The sequence below is a fragment of the Sphingomonas phyllosphaerae 5.2 genome (assembly GCF_000419605.1).
In the GTDB taxonomy this organism is placed as follows: domain Bacteria; phylum Pseudomonadota; class Alphaproteobacteria; order Sphingomonadales; family Sphingomonadaceae; genus Sphingomonas; species Sphingomonas phyllosphaerae_B.
Genome location: NZ_ATTI01000001.1, coordinates 988,017 through 1,009,456 on the forward strand (window position 1 = coordinate 988,017; position 21,440 = coordinate 1,009,456).

Genomic DNA, 21,440 nt, shown 5'->3' on the forward strand with positions numbered 1-21,440 from the left:
AGCGGGTAAGTCGAGTGCGAAGCTTTTGCTACCGGCGCTGGCCTTAGACGAAATGTACGTGAAGCTTAACGGCGAGATGGTCTACCTCTGGCGGGCCGTCGATTACGAGGGCCAGGTGATGGAAAGCTACCTTACCCGCACTTGCGACAAGGTGGCGGCGCTTGCGTTCACGAAGAAGACGCCCAAGGGTTCGATCCAATTTACATATCCCGACGGCGTGCCCCGGATCAGGCGAAGGTCGATGAGTTGGAGCTCGCGCAAAAAGACAGCGCGGGTGATGACATGGTTGAACACGGCGAGGATCGCCAAGCTCTGCTGGCATCGAGCAAACGGAGGATGCTGAGATCTCCCGGTTCGTCGTCACACAGGCTGCCGCTCCGTTTTGCCTTGGGGGGAGCAATGCCTGGCAGCCGATCCATGCGCCGGGCGCGCCGGTCACATCACCGCCGGCGATCGTGCTGCGCGACAATCGTGATATATTTTGGCGATGGCGATCGCGGCGATGTTGCAGCGAAAGCTGCGCACGCCGTTCAAAACCTTGTCTGGCGATGCAGCGCTACGCGAAGTCGAAACGCTCGCTTGACATAACCCTACGAGCACGCGGCTCGTTCTCCCCGTTCGAGGTTGATCCCCGCCAGACCGCACCGGCCATTTCTTCCGAAGGCCACACCTGAACGAAGGGTTGGCCTCTACTCGCGTGGATGCCGCCGTGATTGTCGCATTTTCGGTCCTCTCTGCCGGGAAGGAAGGGTGAGAGCCATGTGCAGCGCGGTAGACGACCGGACGATAGGGTCGTGTTCGTGGATGGATCGCGAGAAATTATTTCCATTTGAGCAAAAACGCCATTGCCTAAGTAACTTGGCACCTCGTAGCCTATCATAATACCAATGCCGTAAAAGCGGCTGCAAAAGGGGAGGTTTGTATATGCGGACGTCGTTCAAGGCTGCTTTGCTGGCGGGCTGTCTGATTCTGGCAATCGACGCGCAGGCGCAGGATCTCTCCGGATCGGCGACAGCACCGGCCGCGGGTGCTCCGGCAGCCTCTGTAGATGGCGTGCCGCAGGAGCCGACACCCGTTTCAGCTCAAGTTGGTTCCGGTGCTGCCGACGACATCGTTGTCACTGGTATTCGCGGCAGCCTGGCCTCGTCCGCGCGGATCAAGCGCGACTCCCAGCAGATCGTTGACACCATCTCGGCAGAGGACGTCGGCAAATTTCCGGATGCGAACATCGCGGAGTCACTCCAGCGGATCACCGGCGTCGCCATCGACCGCTCGGGTGGCGAGGGACAATTCATTACCGTCCGCGGGCTCGGGCCGGAGTTCAACACCGTGCTGGTCAACGGTCGCGTAATGGCGACCGACAATCCCGGCCGCGAGTTCTCATTCGACGTGCTGTCTTCAAACATGATCCAGCGCACCGACGTTTTCAAGTCGAGCGTGCCCGAGCTGCAGGAAGGCGGTATCGGCGCCACCGTCAACATCATCACCGCGCGGCCACTCGATGGACGCAGCGGGTTCCACATTGCTGCGTCTGCAGGAGGGATCTACGACACGCTCCGCGAGAAGCTGAGCCCGGACTTCTCTGCGGTGACGTCGCTGACGAATGAGGCCAAGACGCTCGGGATCGTCCTGTCCGGCTCCTATACTGACCGCCGCAGCCAGCTCGACTACGTCCAGACCGACGGCTGGCTTTTCGGATCGCAGAACGTGGTCAACGGCAGCGCGACGTCCACCGGCCTGACGACCGCGGCGCTTGGTAACACCGGCGCGACCGTCAACGTGCCGCAGAACCTAGCCTTCGCCCGGCAGGCGGACCGACGGCGCCGCATCAACCTCGCCGGAGCGGTGCAGGCGCAACTCAACGAGCAACTGCTGCTGACCGTCGATGGCATCTATTCCAAATTCGACGTGTTCAGCTCGCGTAACGTCTTCGCAAACTTCTACTCGGCGCCGTACATCGGGCTCGAGGTTGACGATACCGGCTCGGCGATCGGCTTCAACCGGCCAGGCCAGCAGTTCCTCGCTGCGAATCCGGCGCTGAACGGCAGCGTCTCGCTCTCGCAGAACGACAATATCGTCGACAACAACAACCGCCTGACGCAGACCTATCAGATCGGCGGTAATCTGAAGTGGAACCCGGCCGAGGACGTCGAGGTGCGTTTCGACGCGTCGACGTCGCGCGCGAAGCAGCGCAATCCGACGCAGTTCGTCGTCGTCGGCTCGCTGGCGCAGACCAGCCCCCGCTTCGATCTCAACAAGGGTGAGGATCTGCCGACCGCGTCCAACTTCGGCAACATTACCGATCCGTCGCTAATGCGCGCGCACTTTACGGGCGTGAACAACAACCGGGTGAGCGACCGCAGCTCCGAATATCACCTCGACACCGACTACAAGATCCATGACAGCATCCTGAAGTCGGTGCGGATCGGCATGGCCTATTCGGATCGTACCAAGGAGCGGCGCTTCTTCGGCAACAACGACGGGGGCTGTGCTTATTGCGGTTACGACATCCCGGTAGATACGTCGCTGCTGTCGCCCTTCAAACTGAACAACTTCCTGCCAGGCGTTTCGGGCAGCGAGAACGTCCCGCAGCAGTTCTTCACGTACGACGCCAACGCGGTGATCGCTTTCCTGTCGAACCCAGCCAATCTGGCGCGCGCGCGCCAGGGCCGCACTGCAGCCGAGCAGGCAGCCGAGGCGGCACGGCTCCTGGCGCTGCCGGGCGGCCCTTACGGTGTACGCGAAAACCCAGGCAGCCTGCTCAACGTCAACGAACGTCTACTCGCCGCCTATGTCGCGATGTCGTTCGGGGGCGAAAACTGGAGCGCCAACGCCGGCGTGCGCGTGGTGCGCACGCAGACGATCTCGCGCGGGTTCGAGCAGCCGGTCATCGACATCACGAACACGCGTGGCGACGACACGCTGGTCTTCACCTATGGCGCCACGACGCCTGTTTCTGTGCGCAACAGCTACGTCAACGCGCTGCCCTCAGCAAACATCAAGGTGAACGTCACCGAGAAACTGATCACGCGTGCCGCCTTCTCGCAGACGGTCACCCGCCCGACCCTAACCGATCTCGGCGTCGACAATTCCTTCGGTGGCCGTATCTCGGTGCCGCAATCGAGCGGCGGCAATCCAACGCTGGAGCCATTCAAGTCGACCAACTACGATCTTTCGATTGAATATTATCTGAATTCGATCAGCTACGTCAGTGCTGGCGCCTTCTACAAAACGCTCGACAACTTTCTCGAACTGCAGACGTTGCCGGTGCAGCGTTTCGGGCGGACCTTCCAGGACACGCGGACCCGCAACGGACAGACCGGCTACATCCGCGGCATCGAGGTGGGCGGCCAATATACGTTCGACTGGTTGCCGAGCGTGCTGTCGGGTTTCGGCGTGGCCGGCAATTACACGTATGTCGAGAGCAAGGCCGAGCGTGATTCGTCGCTCGCCGATTACGAATGCGGCTATAACGGCTTGTCGCCGCACTCTGCGAACGGCAGCGTCTTCTTCGAAAAGTATGGCCTGTCCGCGCGCGGATCGTACAATTGGCGCTCGGAGTATCTGCGCGCGTGCCGCTCCGATCAGGGGCGTCCGCGCAACCGCTCGAGCTACGGGCAGTTCGACTTCAACGTTGGCTACGACATCACACCGAACTTCCAGGTCTACGTTCAGGGTGTGAACGTCACCAACCAGCGCATCCATGAGTGGTCCGCGATCGAGGAGCGCTTCCTGCTGCTCCAGGAAACCGGCGCCCGCTATAACTTTGGCGCACGCGTGAAGTTCTGATGTCCTCCCCCTGGCCCGGCGTCTCGTGCGTCGGGCTTTTTTTGGGGGCACGTGGCTGGCGACCGCTCGGCGGGGCCGCGCGGAAGCAACGCCGCTAATGGAGAGCTTGAATGAAAAGCTGGGCTCTTGTGGCGCTCTACGCCTGCCTCGGATCCGCGAGCGCGTCGGCGCAGGTCAGTCCGCCGGCTCGGACGGAGATACGCCGCAGCGTCACCATCGCCGGACTCGATCTGGTTATCACGGGTGCGCTCGACGGCTTCTCGCTCGACGTAAGCGCCAAAACTATCGCACCCGGCGTGGCCAGTGTGGTGCTGACACTGACCCGCGCCACGCCCGCGCCGCCGCCGCGGCTCACAATCGGCTGGTCGCAGCCCTCAGTCGACATGGCGGGAATGTGGACGCCCGACGCGGGGCTTGGCCGGACGATCGTGCCTGATTTCGCATCGACGCGACTGCGTTCGACCCTCACCGCCGCCGCGCCGGTGCTGACTCTGTACGGTCGCGGCGAGCAGAACCGGCTGACCGTCGCCGCCGAGGACGCGGTGAATCCCGTGCTGCTCGCCGCAAAACTGCGCGAGGAGGACGTGCGCGTGTACGGCAGCGTGGAGCTGTTCAGCGAGCGCCACGCGCCGCTCACGCGCTATACCACGAGCCTCCGCTTCGACACGCGCGCGATACCTTTCTCAGCCGCGCTCGGCGATGTCGCAGCCTGGTGGTCGCATCAGCCGGGCAAGGAGCCCTTGCCTGCACCAGCCAGCGCACGCGAGCCGCTTGATTCGACATGGGTAAGCTATCACCAAAACATACCCGAGGCGGTTGTTCTTGCGGAAGCTGATGCGGCCGCACGGCATGGCTTGAAGGTGATGATTGTCGATGACGGCTGGCAGACCGGGGACAGCAGCCGCGGCTACGCTCATGCCGGCGACTGGCAGCCCGAGCGGCTTCGCCGGATGCGGGTCGTCACCGACGCGCTGCACGCACGCGGGATGAAGGGTATGCTGTGGTTCTCGGTGCCGCTGGTCGGTGACGAAGCCGCGGTGCTGCCGCGCTTTCGCGACAAAATCCTGCGGCGCTGGGCAGACCAGCGCACCAACGTACTCGACCCGCGCTACCCTGAGGTGCGTGCGTATTTGATCGAGACCTTTCGTCGCGCGGTGCGCGACTGGGGCTGGGACGGGCTGAAGCTCGACTTCATCGACATGTTCAGCAGCGACGAGACTACCGTGCTCGACCGCGGGGACGGACGCGACATCGCCTCGGTCTATGAGGCGGTAAATCGCTTGATGGTCGACGTGATGGCGGCGCTGCGCGCTGTCCGTCCCGATGTGATGATCGAGTTCCGCCAGCCTTATAGCGGCCCGGTGATCCGCACCTTCGGCAACATGCTGCGGGCATCGGATACGCCCAACGCCTCGATCCTTAACCGCCAGCGCATCGTCGATTTGCGGCTGCTTGCTGGCGCCACCCCGGTCCATGCCGACCCGATCGTGTGGCACGCGGACGAGCCAAGTGACAAGGCAGCCCTGCAACTGCTCGACACGCTCTTCGCCGTCCCGCAGGTTTCGATGCGGCTCGACATGCTCAGCGCGGCGCATACCGCGATGCTGACGCACTATCTTGCGTATTGGCGTGCCAACCGCGAGGTTTTGCTCGACGGGCAGTTCAGGCCCGAAGGAATCAACGCACAATATGATCTCGTCCGCGCCCGGACGCCAAACAAGCAGATCGTCGCCGCTTATGCCGATCGTGCGATCGTGCTGGACGATCCTACGCGGGCGATCGATCTCGTCAACGGCACTGCCTCGCCGCGGCTGGTCGTGGAGGCGACGCACGATCTTGGCCGTTACGAGACGCGAGCAATCGACGCAGAGGGGCGGGAGGTTTCGCGTTCGCCGCTTGACCTGACGCGCGGCGCGCATGTCCTCGCGGTGCCGCGGGCGGGCATCATCGCGCTGCTACGACGTCCGTGAGCGGCGTGACGCTCGTCCGTTTACTGCTCAATCAGGTAACCCGCCTGGAGAAAGCCGCCCGCGGCCAACGGGCGCTGCTGCCTTATAGCCGACTAACGTCGATCGCGCCCGACTATCCGCATCACTGGTGGGAGCGCGCCCGACTCGAGCTTGCCGACGACAATGTTGCGGCCGCACGCGATAGCCTCACCGTGATGCTCGAGATGACGCGCGAGCCAGTCCTACGGGCACGGGTGAACAACACCTTGGGCGCACTCTCCGCATGGTAGGCAAAACGGACTTCGTTGCCGCCTTACTTCTGGTTTCGGTGACCAGATGAAGATCGAACCGGAAAATCTGCAAAGCCGGCGCGCTGAACAAACGGCAGAAGTCGCGGGACTGGAAAGCTGCCGTGAAGGACGCAAGTGGGCCTTCGTGCCGGGGCTATTGCGTACACGAAGAGCTCAGTTTTGCACGATGGCCCATCATCTCGCCCAAGCGCACCTTCCGTTCTGGTGTCCAGTCTTCGTTGAAAGTGACCACTCCCTGCCTGAACAACAGCAGAATCGTGGAGCCGAGAAGGAAGCGACCCATCTCGTCGCCCTTCTTCAACACGACTTCCTGGTCTGCATAGATCCATTCAGACGTCCTGTTGGTGCGCCTTGGATTGACCACCCCGTGCCAAACGGTCGCTATGCTTCCGACGATGGTCGCGCCGACCAGCACCATGACGAACGGCCCGTGCTCCACTGACTCAAAGACGCAAACCACACGCTCGTTGCACGCAAAGAGGTTCGGCACGCCGCGCGCCGTGACAGGGTTTACCGAGAAGAGCTTCCCCGGCACGTAAATCATGCGCGTGAGCTTGCCGTCGCAAGGCATGTGCAGGCGGTGATAATCCTTGGGGGACAGGTACAGGTTGGCGAAGCTGCCGTGGCGAAACAGAGCGGCCAGGGCGGCGTCGCCGCCGACCAGTTGCGTTGTGGTGAACCGATGCCCTTTCGCTTGCAGCATGTGATGGTCATCGATGGCGCCGAACTGGCTGATCGCGCCGTCGACCGGAGAGACGAAATCGGCGGCGGCAATCGGGCGTAAGCCCGCTTTGAGCGGCCGGGTGAAGAAGTCGTTGAAGCTCTTGTAATTGCGAATGTCCCCATCTGCGGCTTCGCTCATGTCAACGGCGTACCTGCCGACGAACCAGCCGATCAGCCGCGTTGTAAACACGCCTCCTTCCGCCCTGGCGATGCGACCGGCGAACTCGGTCAGGCGCTGCTTGGGCAGCATGTACTGGAGCAGGACCTTCAGGCGATCGGACATCAGAACCTCGAAGCATCGACACCGTCCTTGTAGGATCATGAACCGGCAGGTCGACCGTTAAAAGGCACGTTCAACGACGAGGCATGTTGATGCGACGACGATCAGGCCGCCAGAACAACGCCGCGCTCCAACATGAGTGAGCGCCCGGAGTCTGGAAGCTACCGAGCGGCCGGGAATGTCCGCCTGTGGAAGTGAGGCGCTGCGCGAACGACCGAGGCGAGAACTCGCACCTGCCGTTCCGACGACGGGAGCGGGCGATGCAGCGGTTCCGGCAAATGAAGACCATACAGAAGTGCGCCTCCGTCCAAGCCAACGTCCCCGATCACTTCAGCCTGGAACGCCATTTCATCGGCCGGCAGGCCCACCGGGAGCGACGCTCCGCCACAGTGGCGGAGTGGCAGTCGCTCGTAAGGTGAGGGTCGCCGTCGAAGATCCAGGTGCATCGTGTATCGACGGGTTCGCATCAGACCGACGGCCGGTTACTCCGCTGTATGGTTCAGCAGCTGTTGAAGACCCGGCGGCGTAGATCCCTGTAGAGACAGCACGCGCAGCGGGTCGGATGGATCCTGGCGTAACGCGACGAGACGGATATCGGCAGCCAGCGCGCTGTGGAAGGTGCAGCTGAGGAAGACGCTGTCCGTCCAGACGGCGTTCAACACCCGATCCATGTCTTTCGAGATCTGCGCGATCAACTGCTCGCAGCCATCGGCGACCAGCAGCAGCCCCAGCCCGGGCCATCGCGATCCGACCAGTTCAGCCGACTCGGGATTGAACGGCACGAGCGGGCCGGTGTGCCGTTCTTCATAGGCGATACCGGCGACCGTCACGCCGCGGGCGCGGGCGGCGTCCACTTCCTCGCGTAGCAAGTCGTAGATCTGCGGGAAAAAGTCGAAAAGCAGGATGCTTTTTGCGCCGGCGAGCATTGCGCGAGCGCGCTCCAGCACCTGCGGTACGCTGTTGATTGTATAAACCCGCTCGTCGCTGACAGGCTTGTGGACCTGTTCCAGCGCCTGGATCGCGCCACGCGAGCGACGTTCGAACGAATGGTGCAGCACGGCCATCAGCTCGCGCGGCGGTAATGGATTGTAGGTGCGTTTCTCGTTCAGGTCATCGCTGACGAGGACGGCGCCCTTCTGTGTCAGGGTGCCGAGCGTCTGGTAGATGTTAGCCGGCGCTTTCCCGAGCCGCTGGGAAAGCCGGTAACCCGACGCTGAGCCGTTGCGGAGCAGGTCGCAGTACACACGCGACTCCAGTTCGGTAAAACCGAGCGATGTCAAAGCGATCTCCGGGGCGACCGGCTCCTGGTCAGTACCGTGGTGCATCCACCCGGCGTGCCTCGCCGCAGCGGCTTTGTCAAAGTACCGTCGAACAATAAGCTATCAAGCCTATAGTGTGCAGCCTGCACAACTAATAGCTTTACAATGGCTCGGGAGCATGATCTGATTGGTTAAGATGGATTAAAGGAAAGAGCGCGAACATGGTCACCGCATCGATCAAGCCGTCGTACGAGCAGGCGCTGTCGAATGGTTATGCCGGGATGGCATGCGGTTGTTCCGGGTGCGCCGGCGCGGCTCCCGGCACGTTGGCCTCGCTTGCGCTGGCCGCAGCCGACGGCACCCATGGCGACGTGCGGGGCGCCGAACTGCTCAGGCAAACCGCTAATGGCGACGGCAGCTATTCGTTCAGCGGCGAACGCAACATTGATGCGGTGCTGATCGGCTCGCGCTGGACGGGGAGTTCGCTGACCTTCACCTTTCCCGAGACCGGCAACTACGGGCCGGCCGGTTTCGCGGCCGAACAGATGCCGTTCAACGAGGCGCAGAAGGCGGCGGCCCGCGCTGCGTTCGACCTGGTCGAAGGATACACCGGCCTGACCATCACCGAGGTGGCGCCGGACACCGCGCAGGAGCCGACCTTCCGGCTGTCGCAGACGATGTCGCGCGATGTGCCGTCGGCGCAGGGCGGCTTCCCCGGCTATCTCGGCGGCGAAGGCGGGCAGATCTGGTTTGGTCGAACCGAGCAACCTTACTACGAGAATCCGGCGAAGGGGAATTGGGGCAACGCCACGATGATGCACGAGATCGGGCATACGCTCGGGCTCAAGCACGGCATGGACGATTATTCGACCGAGAACATGGCGTCGTTCCTGCTCGACGGCACCGGCGTCCTCTACGGCACGCGCGCGATCGAATATGACAAGGACGGACAGGCGTGGTCGCTGATGACCTACACTCCTGCGCCGAACGGCGTGCCGGGCTTCGAGGGTGAGGGTGCGAACCAGCCGCAAAGCTACATGCAGCTGGATATCGCCGCGTTGCAATATCTCTACGGCGCCAACTTCAACACGAACGCCGGCAATACGGTATATCGCTGGGACGCGGCGACCGGCGAAAAGTCCATCAACGGCGTCGGGCAAGGCGCGCCGACCGGCAACAAGGTGTTCGAGACGATCTGGGACGGCGGCGGCGTCGATACCTACGATTTCAGCAACTATGGCGGTGGCGTGGTCGTCGACCTGCGACCCGGCGCTTTCTCCACGCCGTCCGGCGAGCAGCTCGTCAACAGCAATGCGGCCAGCGGCGGCGACCTGCCCGCGGCGGGCAGCGTCGGCAATGCGCTGCTGTACAAGGGAGATGTCCGTTCGCTGATCGAAAACGCGATCGGCGGGGCGGGTGACGACCGGATCACCGGCAACCAGGCGGACAACGTGCTGATCGGCCTTGGCGGCGATGACGTGCTGGCCGGCGGTGCTGGCAGCGACACGCTGGTCGGCGGAGCGGGGAACGACGTGGCCGATTTCGCCGGCTCCACCGCCGGCATCATGGTGGCGCTGAACGGCGGCGCGCGCGACATTCGCGTCGCCAACGGCGTCGATGTCGATACGCTGAGCGGAATCGAAGGGATCGTCGGCACCGCGTTCGACGACCGGCTGACCGGCGATGCCGGCGATAACATGCTGTCCGGCGGTGCAGGCGGGCGTGATGTGCTGATCGGCGGAGCGGGCAACGACACGCTGGTCGGCGGCGGATACACGCTGGCCTATGCCGACCGGCCGGACGTCGTGCGCGATGCGGCGGGCACCAACAAGTCGCAGGCGACCGCGATCGACCTGAGGGGGGCGTTCGACCTGGTGCCACGTGCGACCCAGTCGACCGCGGTCGATTTCCCGGGCGTCGTCCTGCCGCATGCGACGGTCGTCGCCGCCGCCTCCGGCCAGGCCGGCAACGACTGGTATCGGATCGACGCGATTGCCGGGTCGCGCGCGCTGTTCGACATCGACGCGACCAACAATTTCAGCGGCATCGAGATCGTCGATGCCGCTGGTCGCGTAATCGCCGCAAACTATCGGGAGGCGACCAGCGACGACGGCAGCCGCCGCGGGACGGATGCGCGGCTGGCGCATACCTTCGCGGAAAGCGGCGCCTATTACATCCGCATCACCGGCAGCTCATTCGATGCCGCGCCGCAGCCGCTCGGCGCGGGGCAGTTCTACACTCTGCATGTCGCGCTGGAGAATGCGCCGATCGCGACGCCCGTGCTCCGCTCTACCGGGTCGGGCACCTTCGACGGTGGAACGGGCGACGACACGATCGTGGCGAGCGCGGGCGACGATGTGATCGATGGCGGTGCGGGCACGGACACGCTGTCGTATCGCAACCATTATCAGGGCGTGACGGTAGCGCTGGGCGTCGGTGGCGCGCAGGCGACGGGCGCCGGGCGCGACACGATCGCGGGGATCGAGAACCTGACCGGTTCGATACATGCCGATCGCCTGACCGGCGATACCGGCGACAATGTGATCGATGGCGGCGGCGGCAGCGACGTCGTCGCGGGTGGCGCCGGCACCGACACCTTGTCGTTCGCGTCGCAGGCGTCCGGCGTTGCGGTGACACTGGGGCTGCAAGGGACGCGTCAGGGCTATCGCGCCGGGCAGACGGTCGAGGCGTCCGGGTTCGAGAACCTGACCGGCACCGCATTCGCCGATACGCTGACCGGGGACGGCAACGCCAACGTGCTGCGCGGCGGCGCGGGGGACGACATGCTGGCGGGCGGCCTGCCGGCACGCGTTGGCGTCGTTGACATATTGGACGGCGGAACGGGAAGCGACACCGCCAGCTTCGCCGCCTTCACGCGCGACGTGCGCGCGGTGCTGGGCGCCAGCGGGCGGCCCGGCGAGGCGGCACTGGACGGCACCCGGATCGCGATCCTGTCGGATATCGAGAATCTCGCCGGCGGGCGCGGCAACGACGCGCTGTGGGGGAACGACCAGGCCAACCGGCTGGCAGGTGACGCTGGCAACGACACGCTCGACGGCGGTGCGGGTGACGACACGCTGGACGGCGGCGCGGGTGACGACCTGCTGCGCGGCGGCGCGGGGATCGATACCGCGATCTATGCCGACGCGGTTGCGGCGACCGTCGATCTGTCGCTGACCGGCGCACAGGACACCGGCTACGGCCGCGACACGCTGTCGGGCATCGAGAATGTGCGCGGGGGCCGCGGCAACGACGTGTTCGCCGGCGACGGCGCCAGCAACACCTTCTTCGATGCGGGTGGCGACGACCGCTACGATGGCCGCGCGGGCAGCGACACGGTGGATTACAGCGACGCCCGCCAGCGCGTGATCGTCGACCTCGGCCGGTCGGGTGCGCAGGCGACCGGCGGCGGCGGGAACGACACGTTGGTCGCGATCGAGAACGTGCGTGGCGGCGCGGGTGGCAATTACCTCACCGGATCGGCCGGCGACAACGTGCTGACCGGCAACGCCGCGGCCGACCTGTTGATCGGCGGTGCCGGTCGCGACACGCTGAGCGGCGGGGACGGCGACGACCTGCTGACCGGCGACGGCTTCGCGCTCGCTCCGGGCGCCGACGCGGCCGACATGCGCGACGTGCTGATCGGCGGGGCCGGGCGCGATACGTTGATCGGTGGGGCCGGCGACGACGAACTGTCCGGCGGCGACGACGACGACTTCCTGTCGAACGGCACCTTCTCCACCGAAGTCTTCGCCGACACCTGGTCGCGCGGTCGATTGCTGAAGGCGGACGGCGGCAATGATGTGATCGATGGCGGGAAGGGCAGCGACTTCGCGGTGCTCGCCTACTTCGGGCGAACGGACGCCATCCGCGTCGACATCCGCAACGCCGACGCTACCAACATCATCTACTCGGGCGGCGTGGCGGCCGGTTCGATCACCAGCGTCGAGAAACTCGGGTTCGAAGGCGGTAATGGCGACGATGTGGTCTATGCCGGCGCCGGATACGATTTCCTCGGCGGACGCGGCGGCAACGACGTGATCGATGCCGGCGCGGGCAACGACGTCGTCTATTACGACGCCGGCAACGACGTGCTGAGCGGCGGCGAGGGCTATGACGCGATCAGCTTCCAGAACGCCACGCAAGGTGTGGTCATCGATCTGACATTGACGGGCGCGCAGGCGACGGCGCTGGGCGTCGTGACGATCGACGGCTTCGAGGCGGCGGTCGCCTCCGCGTTCGGCGACACGCTGTACCTGACCGACCGGCGTGACGAACTGACTGACGAAGGGACGGGCGACGACCGTTTCTACGGTCGTGGCGGTGATGACTATTTTTCGATCACCCGCACGACCGGCGCGGCGTCGTCGGTGCTGCTCGACGGCGGCGCTGGCGATGATCGACTGCAATTCCAGGCCGGGCGCTATGTCGACGGCGTGTTGCAGATGGTGGACAGCATCACGGTAAACGGCGGCGCGGGCCGTGACTTCATCAGCATCAACGGCGCGGCGCAGGCGATCGTCGATGCCGGGGCGGACGACGATTTCGTAGTGGTAGGCCTGACGGGCGGTTCGGACCGGACCGGCTTCGCGCTGACGCTCGGCGCCGGCAGGGACGTCGTCTCGTTGTACGTCGATGATATGTCGACGACGACGCAGCGCACCGGCACGATCGTTACCGACTTTTCGGTGCGCGACGGCGACCGTCTCGATCTCACGTACCTCGTCACCGGATATACCAACCCCGACGGGTCCACGACGCCGACGACGCTCAACTACAATCTGGGCGAGGATCCGTTCGCGACCGGTACCCTGCGCGTGATCCAGAGCGGCGACGACACGCTGGTGCAGGCGGACAGGGACGGCGTGCTGGGCGCCGGTTTCGGCTTCGTCACCGTGCTGACGCTCAAGGACGTGGCGACCGCCAGCCTGACCGCCGCCAATTTCTCGATCGCGCCGTTCGAGCTCGGCCTTGATGTACCAGCGGATCCGAGCCTCTCGTCAGTGCCGGCCACGCTGGGCAGCGACGGCGCCGACACGCTGAACGGGACCGCCGGGCGAAACCGGATCCTCGGGCTCGGCGGCGACGACCGGCTGTTCGGATTTGCCGGGAACGACGTGCTGATCGGCGCGGCCGGCAACGACGTCCTCGACGGCGGCACGGGTGCCGATATGATGATCGGCGGGACCGGCGATGATCTCTACCGGATCGACAATGTGGGCGACCGGGTGTTCGAGGCCGACAGCGGCGGCACCGACACGGTCGAGACCGCCGTTGGCTGGACGATGGGCATAGGCATCGAGAACGTCCGCGTGCTGAACGACGCGCGCGTCACCATCGTGGGCAATTACCTCAACAACGTCATGCGCGCAGGTGCGGGTTCCGTCATCTTCGACGGCGGCCTCGGCAACGATACGCTGACCGGCGGCGCGGCGCGCGACAACCTGAGCGGTGGCGGGGGCGACGACCGGATCGATGGCGGCGCGGGGATGGACGTGATGACCGGCGGTGCCGGGGACGACCTCTACGTCGTCGATGCGAACGGCGATCTCGTGGTGGAGGCCGCGAACGGCGGCACTGACACGGTGCGGTCCGGAACCGACTACACGCTGACCGCCAATGTCGAGAACCTGTACCTTATCGGTGCGGCACGGACCGGCACGGGCAATACGCTCGACAACGGCCTGTACGGGACCGCGGGCAACGACACATTGTCCGGCCTCGCAGGCAATGATGTGCTGAAGGGCTGGGCGGGCGACGACCGGCTGTTCGGCGGCGCTGGCGGCGACACGCTGTACGGTGCGGAGGGCAACGACCGCCTCGACGGCGGCGCCGGTGCGGACAGGATGCAGGGCGACGGCGGCGACGACATCTACTTCGTCGACGATGGCGGCGACCAGGTGATCGAATTCTGGCAGAACGGGCAGGGCGGGATCGACAGCGTCTATGCCTCGGTAAACTGGACGCTCGGGGCGCATCTCGAGAACCTGTACATGACCGGTTCGGCAGCAGTGAACGGCGCCGGGAACGCGCTCGACAATGTCGTGCGGGGCAGCGCCGGCGACAACGTCCTGCGCGGCGGTGGCGGCAACGACACGATCGTCGGGCAGGGCGGCAGCGACATGCTGTGGGGCGATGCGGGCGCAGACACCTTCGTGTTCGGCACCGGATCCGGGCGCGACACGATCGCCGATTTCGGTAGCGGCGACACGATCGACCTCTCGGGCTATCGGTTCGACGGCGCACCGACCGTTACCGATCTGGGCGCGGACACGCTGATCGATCTGGGCGATGGCAATGCCATCCTGATGGTCGGCATCGATCCCGGCCAGCTTACCTTCACTGGCAACGCGTTCGGATTTGCGGGATGAGCGCGGTGCCGGTCGCGCTTGATCCGGAGGGACCGGCGGGCGATCATGCCCGATCGAGGATGGATTGTGACAGGTGGGCTCCGGCATGTGGGCGGTGCTGATGGCGATGGTGCAGCTTGCCGACGGAGGGGGGTGCACGCGCGCATGCATTGCTTGGGGAGATCGGCCGCACTGGAGCATCCACGACGAACATGGTCGATGGTCGCTCCACGTCGACGGGCGGCCGGCGACCGCGCTCGCGCCCGGCACGTGGCAGGACACGCCGGCGGGTCGCCGCCTGACCGGAACCATGGGCGGCGGAAAGTTTACGATGCTTGCTACCTTCGGCGCGTGCGGCGGCACACGCGAGCATACGCCAGGGCGCAGCAGTCATTTCGCGACGCTGACGTTGCCCGATGGCGTCGTACTCCGCGGATGCCTCGGCGAGGCACGCGTCGCGTACTAAGGCCAAATGGCGGAAGTAAGCAGCTGCTAGCAAGCTCGACGGCTTAGGAAAGTCGAATGGACCGGCCGGTGGGTCTGGCGGGATGTGGGAGGCGAAAGCGCTGATTGGTGCGAGCCAACTAGCTTCCCCACTACTTCAACGCGACGCTCTATTTTTCGGACGCGACGCAATCTTGATTGTGAACGCACCACCGATCGCGTGTATACTGGCTTGGGGGAGTGTGCTGGCCATGCAGAGTACCATTCAGCGGACGGGTGTAAGATGCATCGCTCTTCTGTCCGTCTTTATGCCGGTCGCGGCGATGGCGCAGCAGTTTGACGTCGAGCGAGCCACGCGCGCTTACCTTGATCTGCTTCAAGGGCCCGCCCGATCACAGTCGGACGCCTACTTCGAGGGCGGATACTGGCTGATCCTGTGGAGCACGCTTGTCACCTGCCTCGCCTACTGGCTTGTCCTGGCTACTGGCTTTTCGGCTTGGCTGCGCACCTGGGCTACAGGACGAACGCGGCGCCCTGCGCTCGCGACGATGCTGTATGCGCTTGGCCTCACACTGGTCACGACAATTATCACGCTACCCTGGACGATTTACACCGGGTTCGTCCGTGAGGCTCAATATGGTCTCATGAGCCAGAGCTTCGCCCTTTGGTCCTTCGATCAGTTGAAGGCACTGGTCATTGCGCTGATCGTCACGCCGCTGGCATTTGCGTCGATCTATGCTGCGATACGGCGGACGCCCCGTTTCTGGTGGGCATGGGGTGCCGGACTGACCTGGGGCTTTGTGTTGCTCGCCAGCGCCGTGCTGCCCGTATTGATCGCACCGTTGTTCTTCACGATGAGCGAATTGCCAGCAGGCCCGCTTCGCGAGCGCGTCGTAAAGATGGCAAGGGCCCACGAGATCCCGGCGGAGCATATCTACGTCGCCGACCTGTCTCGCCAGACCAAGCGCATCTCGGCAAACGTGTCCGGCTTGGGTCCGACGGTTCAGATCACCCTTGCCGACAACCTTATCTCACGGACGAGTTCCGACGAGGTGGCTGCGGTGATGGGCCATGAGATGGGGCATTATGTGCTCGGGCATGTCTGGCGGAACGCTGCATGGTACGCAGTCCTGTTCCTGATAATGTTTCTGGCTGTCGCAAGGGTGACGCCGGCTATTATTGCACGCCATCCACGCTGGCGCATCGAGGGCGTCTACGACGTCGCTTCGGCTCCCGCGCTGCTGCTGGTTGCAACGCTTGTCATGGCTCTCGCAACGCCGTTCGAGAATGCGATCGTTCGGTCCGCGGAGACGGAAGCGGACGCATTTGGCCTCGACGTGGCGCGCCAGCCTGATGCTTTTGCCCTGATAGCAATCCGGCTCTCGGAATACCGGAAGCTCGAGCCTGGACACTTTGAGGAAATGTTGTTCTTCGATCATCCGTCTGGTGAAACTCGTATCCGACGCGCGATGCAGTGGAAGAAGGACCATGTTCCCGGCGCGACCATGATCAAGCCAGTCCTGCCATCATCTTGATTCGACTTCATCCCGCTATGCGGTTCGGCTGAATGCGGATTTGGCCTTTTGCGCACTGATGGGTGTCGGGCAATTCAATTCCGTGCTTCAGGCCGGCCGTCGGCTGAGATGAATGCGTCATTGTTTGAGCGGGGACAACAAACAGGTCCCGAGCGACTGCATCTGGGTCTTCGGCGCGCTGTCGCTTCCGCGAGCTCGAGCAAAGGCGCGCTATTTGATGTGCGTCAGAACCTCCTGCCAATAATCGAGTTCGCGCCCGAAGGCACGAAGCGGTATTCGCTCATCGGTACCGTGCGCGCGGCTGTCTTCAGGCAGCACCAGGCCAAGGCTGCCAGCACCCCAGGTGGGAATGCCCGCGCGGCGATATTCCCGCCCCTCCGTACCGCCGGATGACATGGTCGGGTGGAGCGTCGCACCGGGATAAGTGGTCGACAGGCCGGCCTGCAGCAGCGCGGTAACCTCCGCACGCGGCTCGGATACCGGGCTCTCCACGGCCTCACCAACGAGCGTTATGGCCGTGTCCGGTCCCGCCGCGCCCGCCAGCTCCTGCCGCACTGATTCGACGGCGACGCCGGGCAGGATACGACAGTTCACGGTGGCGGTCGCGTTCTGCGGCAGTGCGTTTGGCGCATTGCCCGCCTCCAGCATCGTTGCGACGCAGGTGGTCCACAAGATGTTTGATACGTCGGGATAGCGGCGTACGACTGCCAGCGCCTTGGCGTCACTCGGCGCGGTCGTCAGCCGCGTCAGCGCTTCGCCTAGCGCCCCGCCGCGCTCGGCGGCGACACGGGCGACCATTGCCCGGGTCACGCTGTTGAGCTGGACGGGAAAGCGCGTGCTTTCGATCCGCGTCAACGCATGCGCGAGTTGATAGATCGCATTGTCGTCGCGCGGCACCGAACTATGGCCGCCACGGTTCTTGACCTTCACGGCGAAGGTGGCGTTTGTCTTCTCCGCGGCCTGCATCCCGAACGCGATCGGGCGCCCCTCCGCCGTCACCGACCCGCCCCCCGCGTCCGAATTAAGCGCATAAGCCGCGCGCGCCACCCAGGGATGCGCGATGACCGCGCGGGTGGATTGCATCCCCGTCTCCTCGTCTCCGGAAAATGCGAGCAGCAGATCGCGGCCCGGGCGCCAGCCGTCGCGGCGCAGGCGCACGAACGTCTCGACCAGCACCGCGACGCCGAATTTGTTGTCCTGTGTGCCGCGCCCATAGAGGTAACCGTCCTTCTCAACGGGGTTGTACGGCTCGGTCGCCCAATTGCCGGCGACCGCATCGACCACGTCCATGTGTGCCAGCAGCGCCACCGGAGGCAGCGACGGATCGCGGCCTGCGTAGCGTACGATCAGCCCCATCGTCTGCTCGCCATCGATCGTGACCGGCCGCCGTACGATATCCTCGGGCGCGAAGCCGGCGGTCTTCAGCCGTACCGCTATCACATCGACCAGTTCGGGGACGCGACCGCGTCCCTTGGCGGTTGGAATGGCGACCAGTTGCTTCAATAGGGCAATCGCCTGGGCGCGATCGGCCTCGCTGGGCGCGGGAACCTTGCCGGTCGCTGCTGCGGCCGGAACCGGTACCGCCGCCAGGGAGAGAATAAGCGCAATCCGCAGCATCGAGGTCTCGTCCTATTTGCCGTCGGGCGAGGCAGGTGGCGCCTCGCCCGATCAAGTGACATTAGAAGCGCAGCGAGGCGCTGGTGAACAGATAACGTCCGGTGGCGTCGTAAAATTGCGGGTAGGTGTTGCCGTTGCCGCCATCCTCGATCGCGGAGGTGGTCGTCAGCGGCGGCTGCTTGTCGAGCAGGTTGTTCATGCCCAGCGTAAAGCGGATGTTCTCCTTGGCATCGAAGGTGAAGGCCAGATCGAAATAGCTGCGGCTGTTCAGCTGCTTGTTGAGGGTGGCGTAGCTGCCCGCGAGCGCGGGCTGGTCGCTGGTCTGCGCAATCTTCACCGCGGAGATGTAGCGCCACGTCAGGTTCACGCCGACGCCGCCCGGCGTGTTCCAGGTCGTCAGCATGCGATGCCGCCACTCGGGCCGCGGCCGTCCGCACAGACCGCCGTACAGGCCCTTGCAGTCGTACACGTCCGAACCGGGCGAGCCGGGTAGCGGCACCGTCTCATATTCCGCCAGGTAGGTACCCGCCAGATTGAACGCGAAGCTGCCGAGCCGTCCGCTCGGAATGCGATAGTCGAGCGCGACGTCGATCCCGCGCGTGCTGAGCGAGCCCGTGTTGACGTTGAAGCGGCGGAAGTAGCCGGTGTCGTTGAGGAAAAGCGTCCCACCCGCGCCGCGATTGATGAGGCCGCAGAAGAACGGATCGCCCGTACCGAGGCAGTTGGTGAGCGCCAGATTGGGGTTTACGCTGCCGACCAGATTCTTCACGCGAATGTCGAAATAGTCGACCGAGAGGGATAGGCGTGGCACGAAAGTGGGCTCGAACACGACGCCCGCCGACCAGGTATCGGCCTTTTCGGGGTCGAGATCGCGGTTGCCGCCGATCAGCGAGTTGAACTGGCCCGCCGGATTGTCGATGACCCGTCCGTACTGGGCGGCGGTCACGCCCGTGCGGGCGCACTGCTCGGCGGTGGCGAAGGGGGTTTCGCCGGCGCAGGGATCGTAGAGGCCGTTCGCAAGCTCGGTCAGCTCGACCTCAAATAACGACTGGGAGGCGAAAAGCTCGACCACGTTGGGCGCGCGCACCGCGCGCTGGTAGCTGCCGCGGAGCCGTGCGGAGCGCACCGGTGCCCAGTTCAGCCCGAGCTTGTAGGTGTGCGTCTTGAAGCCCGTGTCATAGTCCGAATAGCGATATGCGCCTTCGAACGAAAGCAGGTGGAAGAATGGCCGTGACTCCACGAACGGCACGTTCAGCTCGCCGAACACCTCCTTGGCGGTGGTCGAGCCGCTGACCGGAAATTCGGGAGAAACCGAATTCTGATACACTTCGTCTGGCAGCAGCTCGAGCGTGTTCTTGCGGTATTCGACGCCCACCGCAACGCCGATGCCGCTGTCGGCCCAAGGCAGGATCGCGCCGTATTTGCCCAGGTCGCCGTTGAGCGAGGCGACGATGTTGATCAGCCCGGTGTCGCCGACGATGCTCTTGGCCTCGGCGATATAGCCGACTGCGGCGGCGCTCGCCGGCCTCCCGCTGAAGTAATCAAGCGGCGCGCAGTTAGGATCGTCGTTGGCCGATACCGCGTCGGCGTTGATGGCGCACACCGCCTGACCGAAGCTCGCCGAGCCGGAGCGGCGGTCGACCACCGCATTCAGCGCGTTGGCCACGCGCTGAACATTGGCGTCCCCGGTGAAGCGGCTGCGATAGTCGACGCGCGCGTAGCTGGCGTAGACGTCATAGCTGAACGCGCGATCGAGCTGGCCGCGCACGCCGCCGACTATGCGGAAGGTGGAATGTCGAATGTCGTCCTGGCGCGCGCCGCCTTCCACGTTGCGACGGCTGATCAGGATGCCCGGCGCGATTGCCGCCGGCCCCACGTAGGCGCCGGCCCCGTTATAGTTGCTGGCGGTCGACAGGCCGGCCGCGCCGCAGACGAACTGGACCTGCTGGGCACTGAGCAGCGGATTGTCGCAGTTGAGGCCGCCCCCGCTGCCCAGCACGCCGCCCGAAACCGTTCCGGGCGCGATTTGCGCGGTCGAACGGTCGTTCATGTAGCTCAGCTCGAAATAGGGGATTACCCGCTCGCTCAGCTCGATGTGGCCGATCGCACCCAGCGTGTAGCGCTCGTCGGGACGCTGGTAGTAGTTGGCGGGGGCGAAGTTGTACGTGCGCCGACCGGCAACGAATTGACCGTTGTCGACCCGGAACTGCGTCGGCACGTTCGCGACCGCACCGGTGTTGGCGATGTTGGCGGGATCGTTGAAGCCGGAGCCGCTGCATGCGTAGGTGTCCCCGCCATTGCCGGCCGTTCCCAATGCGCATGCGCTATAGTCGTAGTCCGCTTGCAGGATCGGTCGGATCTTGCGGTAGGTGGCGTAGGCGGTGATGTTGCCCCGCCCGTCGGCCATGTTGGTGCCCATGACCGCCGAGTAATCCTGCGTGAAGCCGTTCCACACCGACTTGTCGGGCTTCGGATACGCGCCCGGGATTTGGCGATCGTTCGCATCCAGCAAGTCGCGGAGCCCGCGATTGCCGTTGCTATGTTGGTAGATGCTGAGCCCGGCGTTGAGCTTCACGCCCTCGAAATTGTCGATCAGGTTGAAGTTGACGACGCCGGCGATGGCATCAGAGCCGTACACCGCCGAGGCACCGCCGGTGAGCACCTCGACGTTGCGCACCAGCGCGGCAGGCACCTGGTTGAGATCGGACGGTACCGCCTTCGGGCTTCCGTATGGCAGCCGCCTTCCGTTGACGAGCACGAGCGTGCGAACCGGCGTCAGCCCGCGCAGGTCGACTTGCGCGGTACCGGTTGCCTCGTTGGAATTGGCGGAACCCTGCGCCGCGAACACCTGCGGCAACTGGTTGACCAGATCCTCGCTGCGGGTCGCGCCGCGGGTCACGAACTCCTCGCCCGTCACCTGGATTACGGGGCTGATGCTGGTGGCGTTGGCGGAGCGTATGCGCGATCCGGTGACGACAATCGTGGCGCCTTCCCCTTCGGGGTCCCCAAGCGCCGGATCGGCGGCGGGAGCCGCGACCGCAAGCGTGGAGGGTGCCTCTTGCGCCGCCGCGGGGACGGCGATCACGCCCCACATGATGGTGGTGGCCAGCAGGGTCGAGCGATGCTTTCTATCCATGTCCCTAATCTCCCTCTTGGGCGGGCACCGCCGCGTGGGCGGCGAGC

General features: G+C 64.8%; 11 protein-coding genes and 1 pseudogene. 7 read left to right on the plus strand and 5 right to left on the minus strand.

Features of this window, described 5'->3' with window-relative positions; genetic code table 11:
- Positions 1 to 76: 76 nt before the first annotated feature.
- Positions 77 to 121 (plus strand): annotated as a pseudogene (locus SPHPHY_RS22460) (hypothetical protein); the annotation flags it as partial.
- A gap of 5 nt (positions 122 to 126) precedes the next feature.
- On the opposite strand, the gene SPHPHY_RS22465 reads toward SPHPHY_RS22460, so the two are convergent.
- A complete protein-coding gene (locus SPHPHY_RS22465) occupies positions 127 to 309 on the minus strand; it encodes a hypothetical protein (protein WP_231370494.1) in 183 nt (60 codons plus the stop codon).
- A gap of 615 nt (positions 310 to 924) precedes the next feature.
- Between SPHPHY_RS22465 and SPHPHY_RS0104650 the strand changes: the two genes are divergently transcribed.
- From SPHPHY_RS0104650 to SPHPHY_RS0104660, 3 genes are all read left to right on the plus strand, one after another.
- A complete protein-coding gene (locus SPHPHY_RS0104650) occupies positions 925 to 3,789 on the plus strand; it encodes a TonB-dependent receptor (RefSeq protein WP_022685535.1) in 2,865 nt (954 codons plus the stop codon).
- A gap of 110 nt (positions 3,790 to 3,899) precedes the next feature.
- Positions 3,900 to 5,759, plus strand: a complete 1,860-nt coding sequence (locus SPHPHY_RS19310; RefSeq protein WP_022685536.1) for a glycoside hydrolase family 36 protein — start codon at positions 3,900 to 3,902, stop codon at positions 5,757 to 5,759.
- Entirely contained in the window at positions 5,756 to 6,028 is a 273-nt protein-coding gene (locus SPHPHY_RS0104660; RefSeq protein WP_022685537.1) for a tetratricopeptide repeat protein, read from the plus strand. The genes SPHPHY_RS19310 and SPHPHY_RS0104660 overlap by 4 nt, the downstream gene beginning before the upstream one ends.
- Positions 6,029 to 6,182: 154 nt before the next feature.
- On the opposite strand, the gene asd is transcribed toward SPHPHY_RS0104660, so the two are convergent.
- Together asd and SPHPHY_RS0104675 are read right to left on the minus strand one after the other, a co-directional pair.
- On the minus strand, positions 6,183 to 7,055 hold the full coding sequence (asd, locus tag SPHPHY_RS0104665; RefSeq protein ID WP_022685538.1) for an archaetidylserine decarboxylase: 873 nt from the start codon (positions 7,053 to 7,055) through the stop codon (positions 6,183 to 6,185).
- 479 nt (positions 7,056 to 7,534) lie between these two features.
- Complete coding sequence (locus SPHPHY_RS0104675; protein ID WP_022685540.1) at positions 7,535 to 8,377, minus strand: TrmB family transcriptional regulator; 843 nt, start codon at positions 8,375 to 8,377, stop codon at positions 7,535 to 7,537.
- 155 nt (positions 8,378 to 8,532) lie between these two features.
- Here SPHPHY_RS0104675 and SPHPHY_RS0104680 point away from each other — a divergent pair, with 155 nt between their 5' ends.
- The 3 genes from SPHPHY_RS0104680 (at position 8,533) to SPHPHY_RS0104690 (ending at position 16,640) form a co-directional block, all read left to right on the plus strand.
- Positions 8,533 to 14,682 carry a M10 family metallopeptidase C-terminal domain-containing protein gene (locus SPHPHY_RS0104680; RefSeq protein WP_022685541.1) on the plus strand — a complete coding sequence of 2,050 codons (6,150 nt, stop codon included), beginning with the start codon at positions 8,533 to 8,535 and terminating at the stop codon, positions 14,680 to 14,682.
- Between the two features lie 73 nt (positions 14,683 to 14,755).
- Positions 14,756 to 15,127, plus strand: coding sequence for a hypothetical protein (locus SPHPHY_RS0104685; RefSeq protein ID WP_156025014.1), 372 nt, complete (start codon positions 14,756 to 14,758; stop codon positions 15,125 to 15,127).
- Positions 15,128 to 15,356: 229 nt separating this feature from the next.
- Entirely contained in the window at positions 15,357 to 16,640 is a 1,284-nt protein-coding gene (locus tag SPHPHY_RS0104690) for a M48 family metallopeptidase (protein ID WP_022685543.1), read from the plus strand.
- A gap of 210 nt (positions 16,641 to 16,850) precedes the next feature.
- On the opposite strand, the gene SPHPHY_RS0104695 is transcribed toward SPHPHY_RS0104690, so the two are convergent.
- Both SPHPHY_RS0104695 and SPHPHY_RS19320 read right to left on the minus strand, forming a co-directional pair.
- Entirely contained in the window at positions 16,851 to 18,257 is a 1,407-nt protein-coding gene (locus tag SPHPHY_RS0104695; RefSeq protein WP_022685544.1) for a M20/M25/M40 family metallo-hydrolase, read from the minus strand.
- A gap of 61 nt (positions 18,258 to 18,318) precedes the next feature.
- On the minus strand, positions 18,319 to 21,393 hold the full coding sequence (locus SPHPHY_RS19320) for a TonB-dependent receptor domain-containing protein (protein WP_022685545.1): 3,075 nt from the start codon (positions 21,391 to 21,393) through the stop codon (positions 18,319 to 18,321).
- Positions 21,394 to 21,440: the final 47 nt, after the last annotated feature.

Excerpts from the sequence above, each read along its gene's own strand:
- SPHPHY_RS0104650 (WP_022685535.1), top strand. The coding sequence starts at position 925 with ATGCGGACGTCGTTCAAGGCTGCTTTGCTGGCGGGCTGTCTGATTCTG.
- SPHPHY_RS19310 (WP_022685536.1), top strand. The coding sequence starts at position 3,900 with ATGAAAAGCTGGGCTCTTGTGGCGCTCTACGCCTGCCTCGGATCCGCG.
- asd (WP_022685538.1), bottom strand. The coding sequence starts at position 7,055 with ATGTCCGATCGCCTGAAGGTCCTGCTCCAGTACATGCTGCCCAAGCAG.
- SPHPHY_RS0104675 (WP_022685540.1), bottom strand. The coding sequence starts at position 8,377 with ATGCACCACGGTACTGACCAGGAGCCGGTCGCCCCGGAGATCGCTTTG.
- SPHPHY_RS0104680 (WP_022685541.1), top strand. The coding sequence starts at position 8,533 with ATGGTCACCGCATCGATCAAGCCGTCGTACGAGCAGGCGCTGTCGAAT.
- SPHPHY_RS0104690 (WP_022685543.1), top strand. The coding sequence starts at position 15,357 with ATGCAGAGTACCATTCAGCGGACGGGTGTAAGATGCATCGCTCTTCTG.
- SPHPHY_RS0104695 (WP_022685544.1), bottom strand. The coding sequence starts at position 18,257 with ATGCTGCGGATTGCGCTTATTCTCTCCCTGGCGGCGGTACCGGTTCCG.
- SPHPHY_RS19320 (WP_022685545.1), bottom strand. The coding sequence starts at position 21,393 with ATGGATAGAAAGCATCGCTCGACCCTGCTGGCCACCACCATCATGTGG.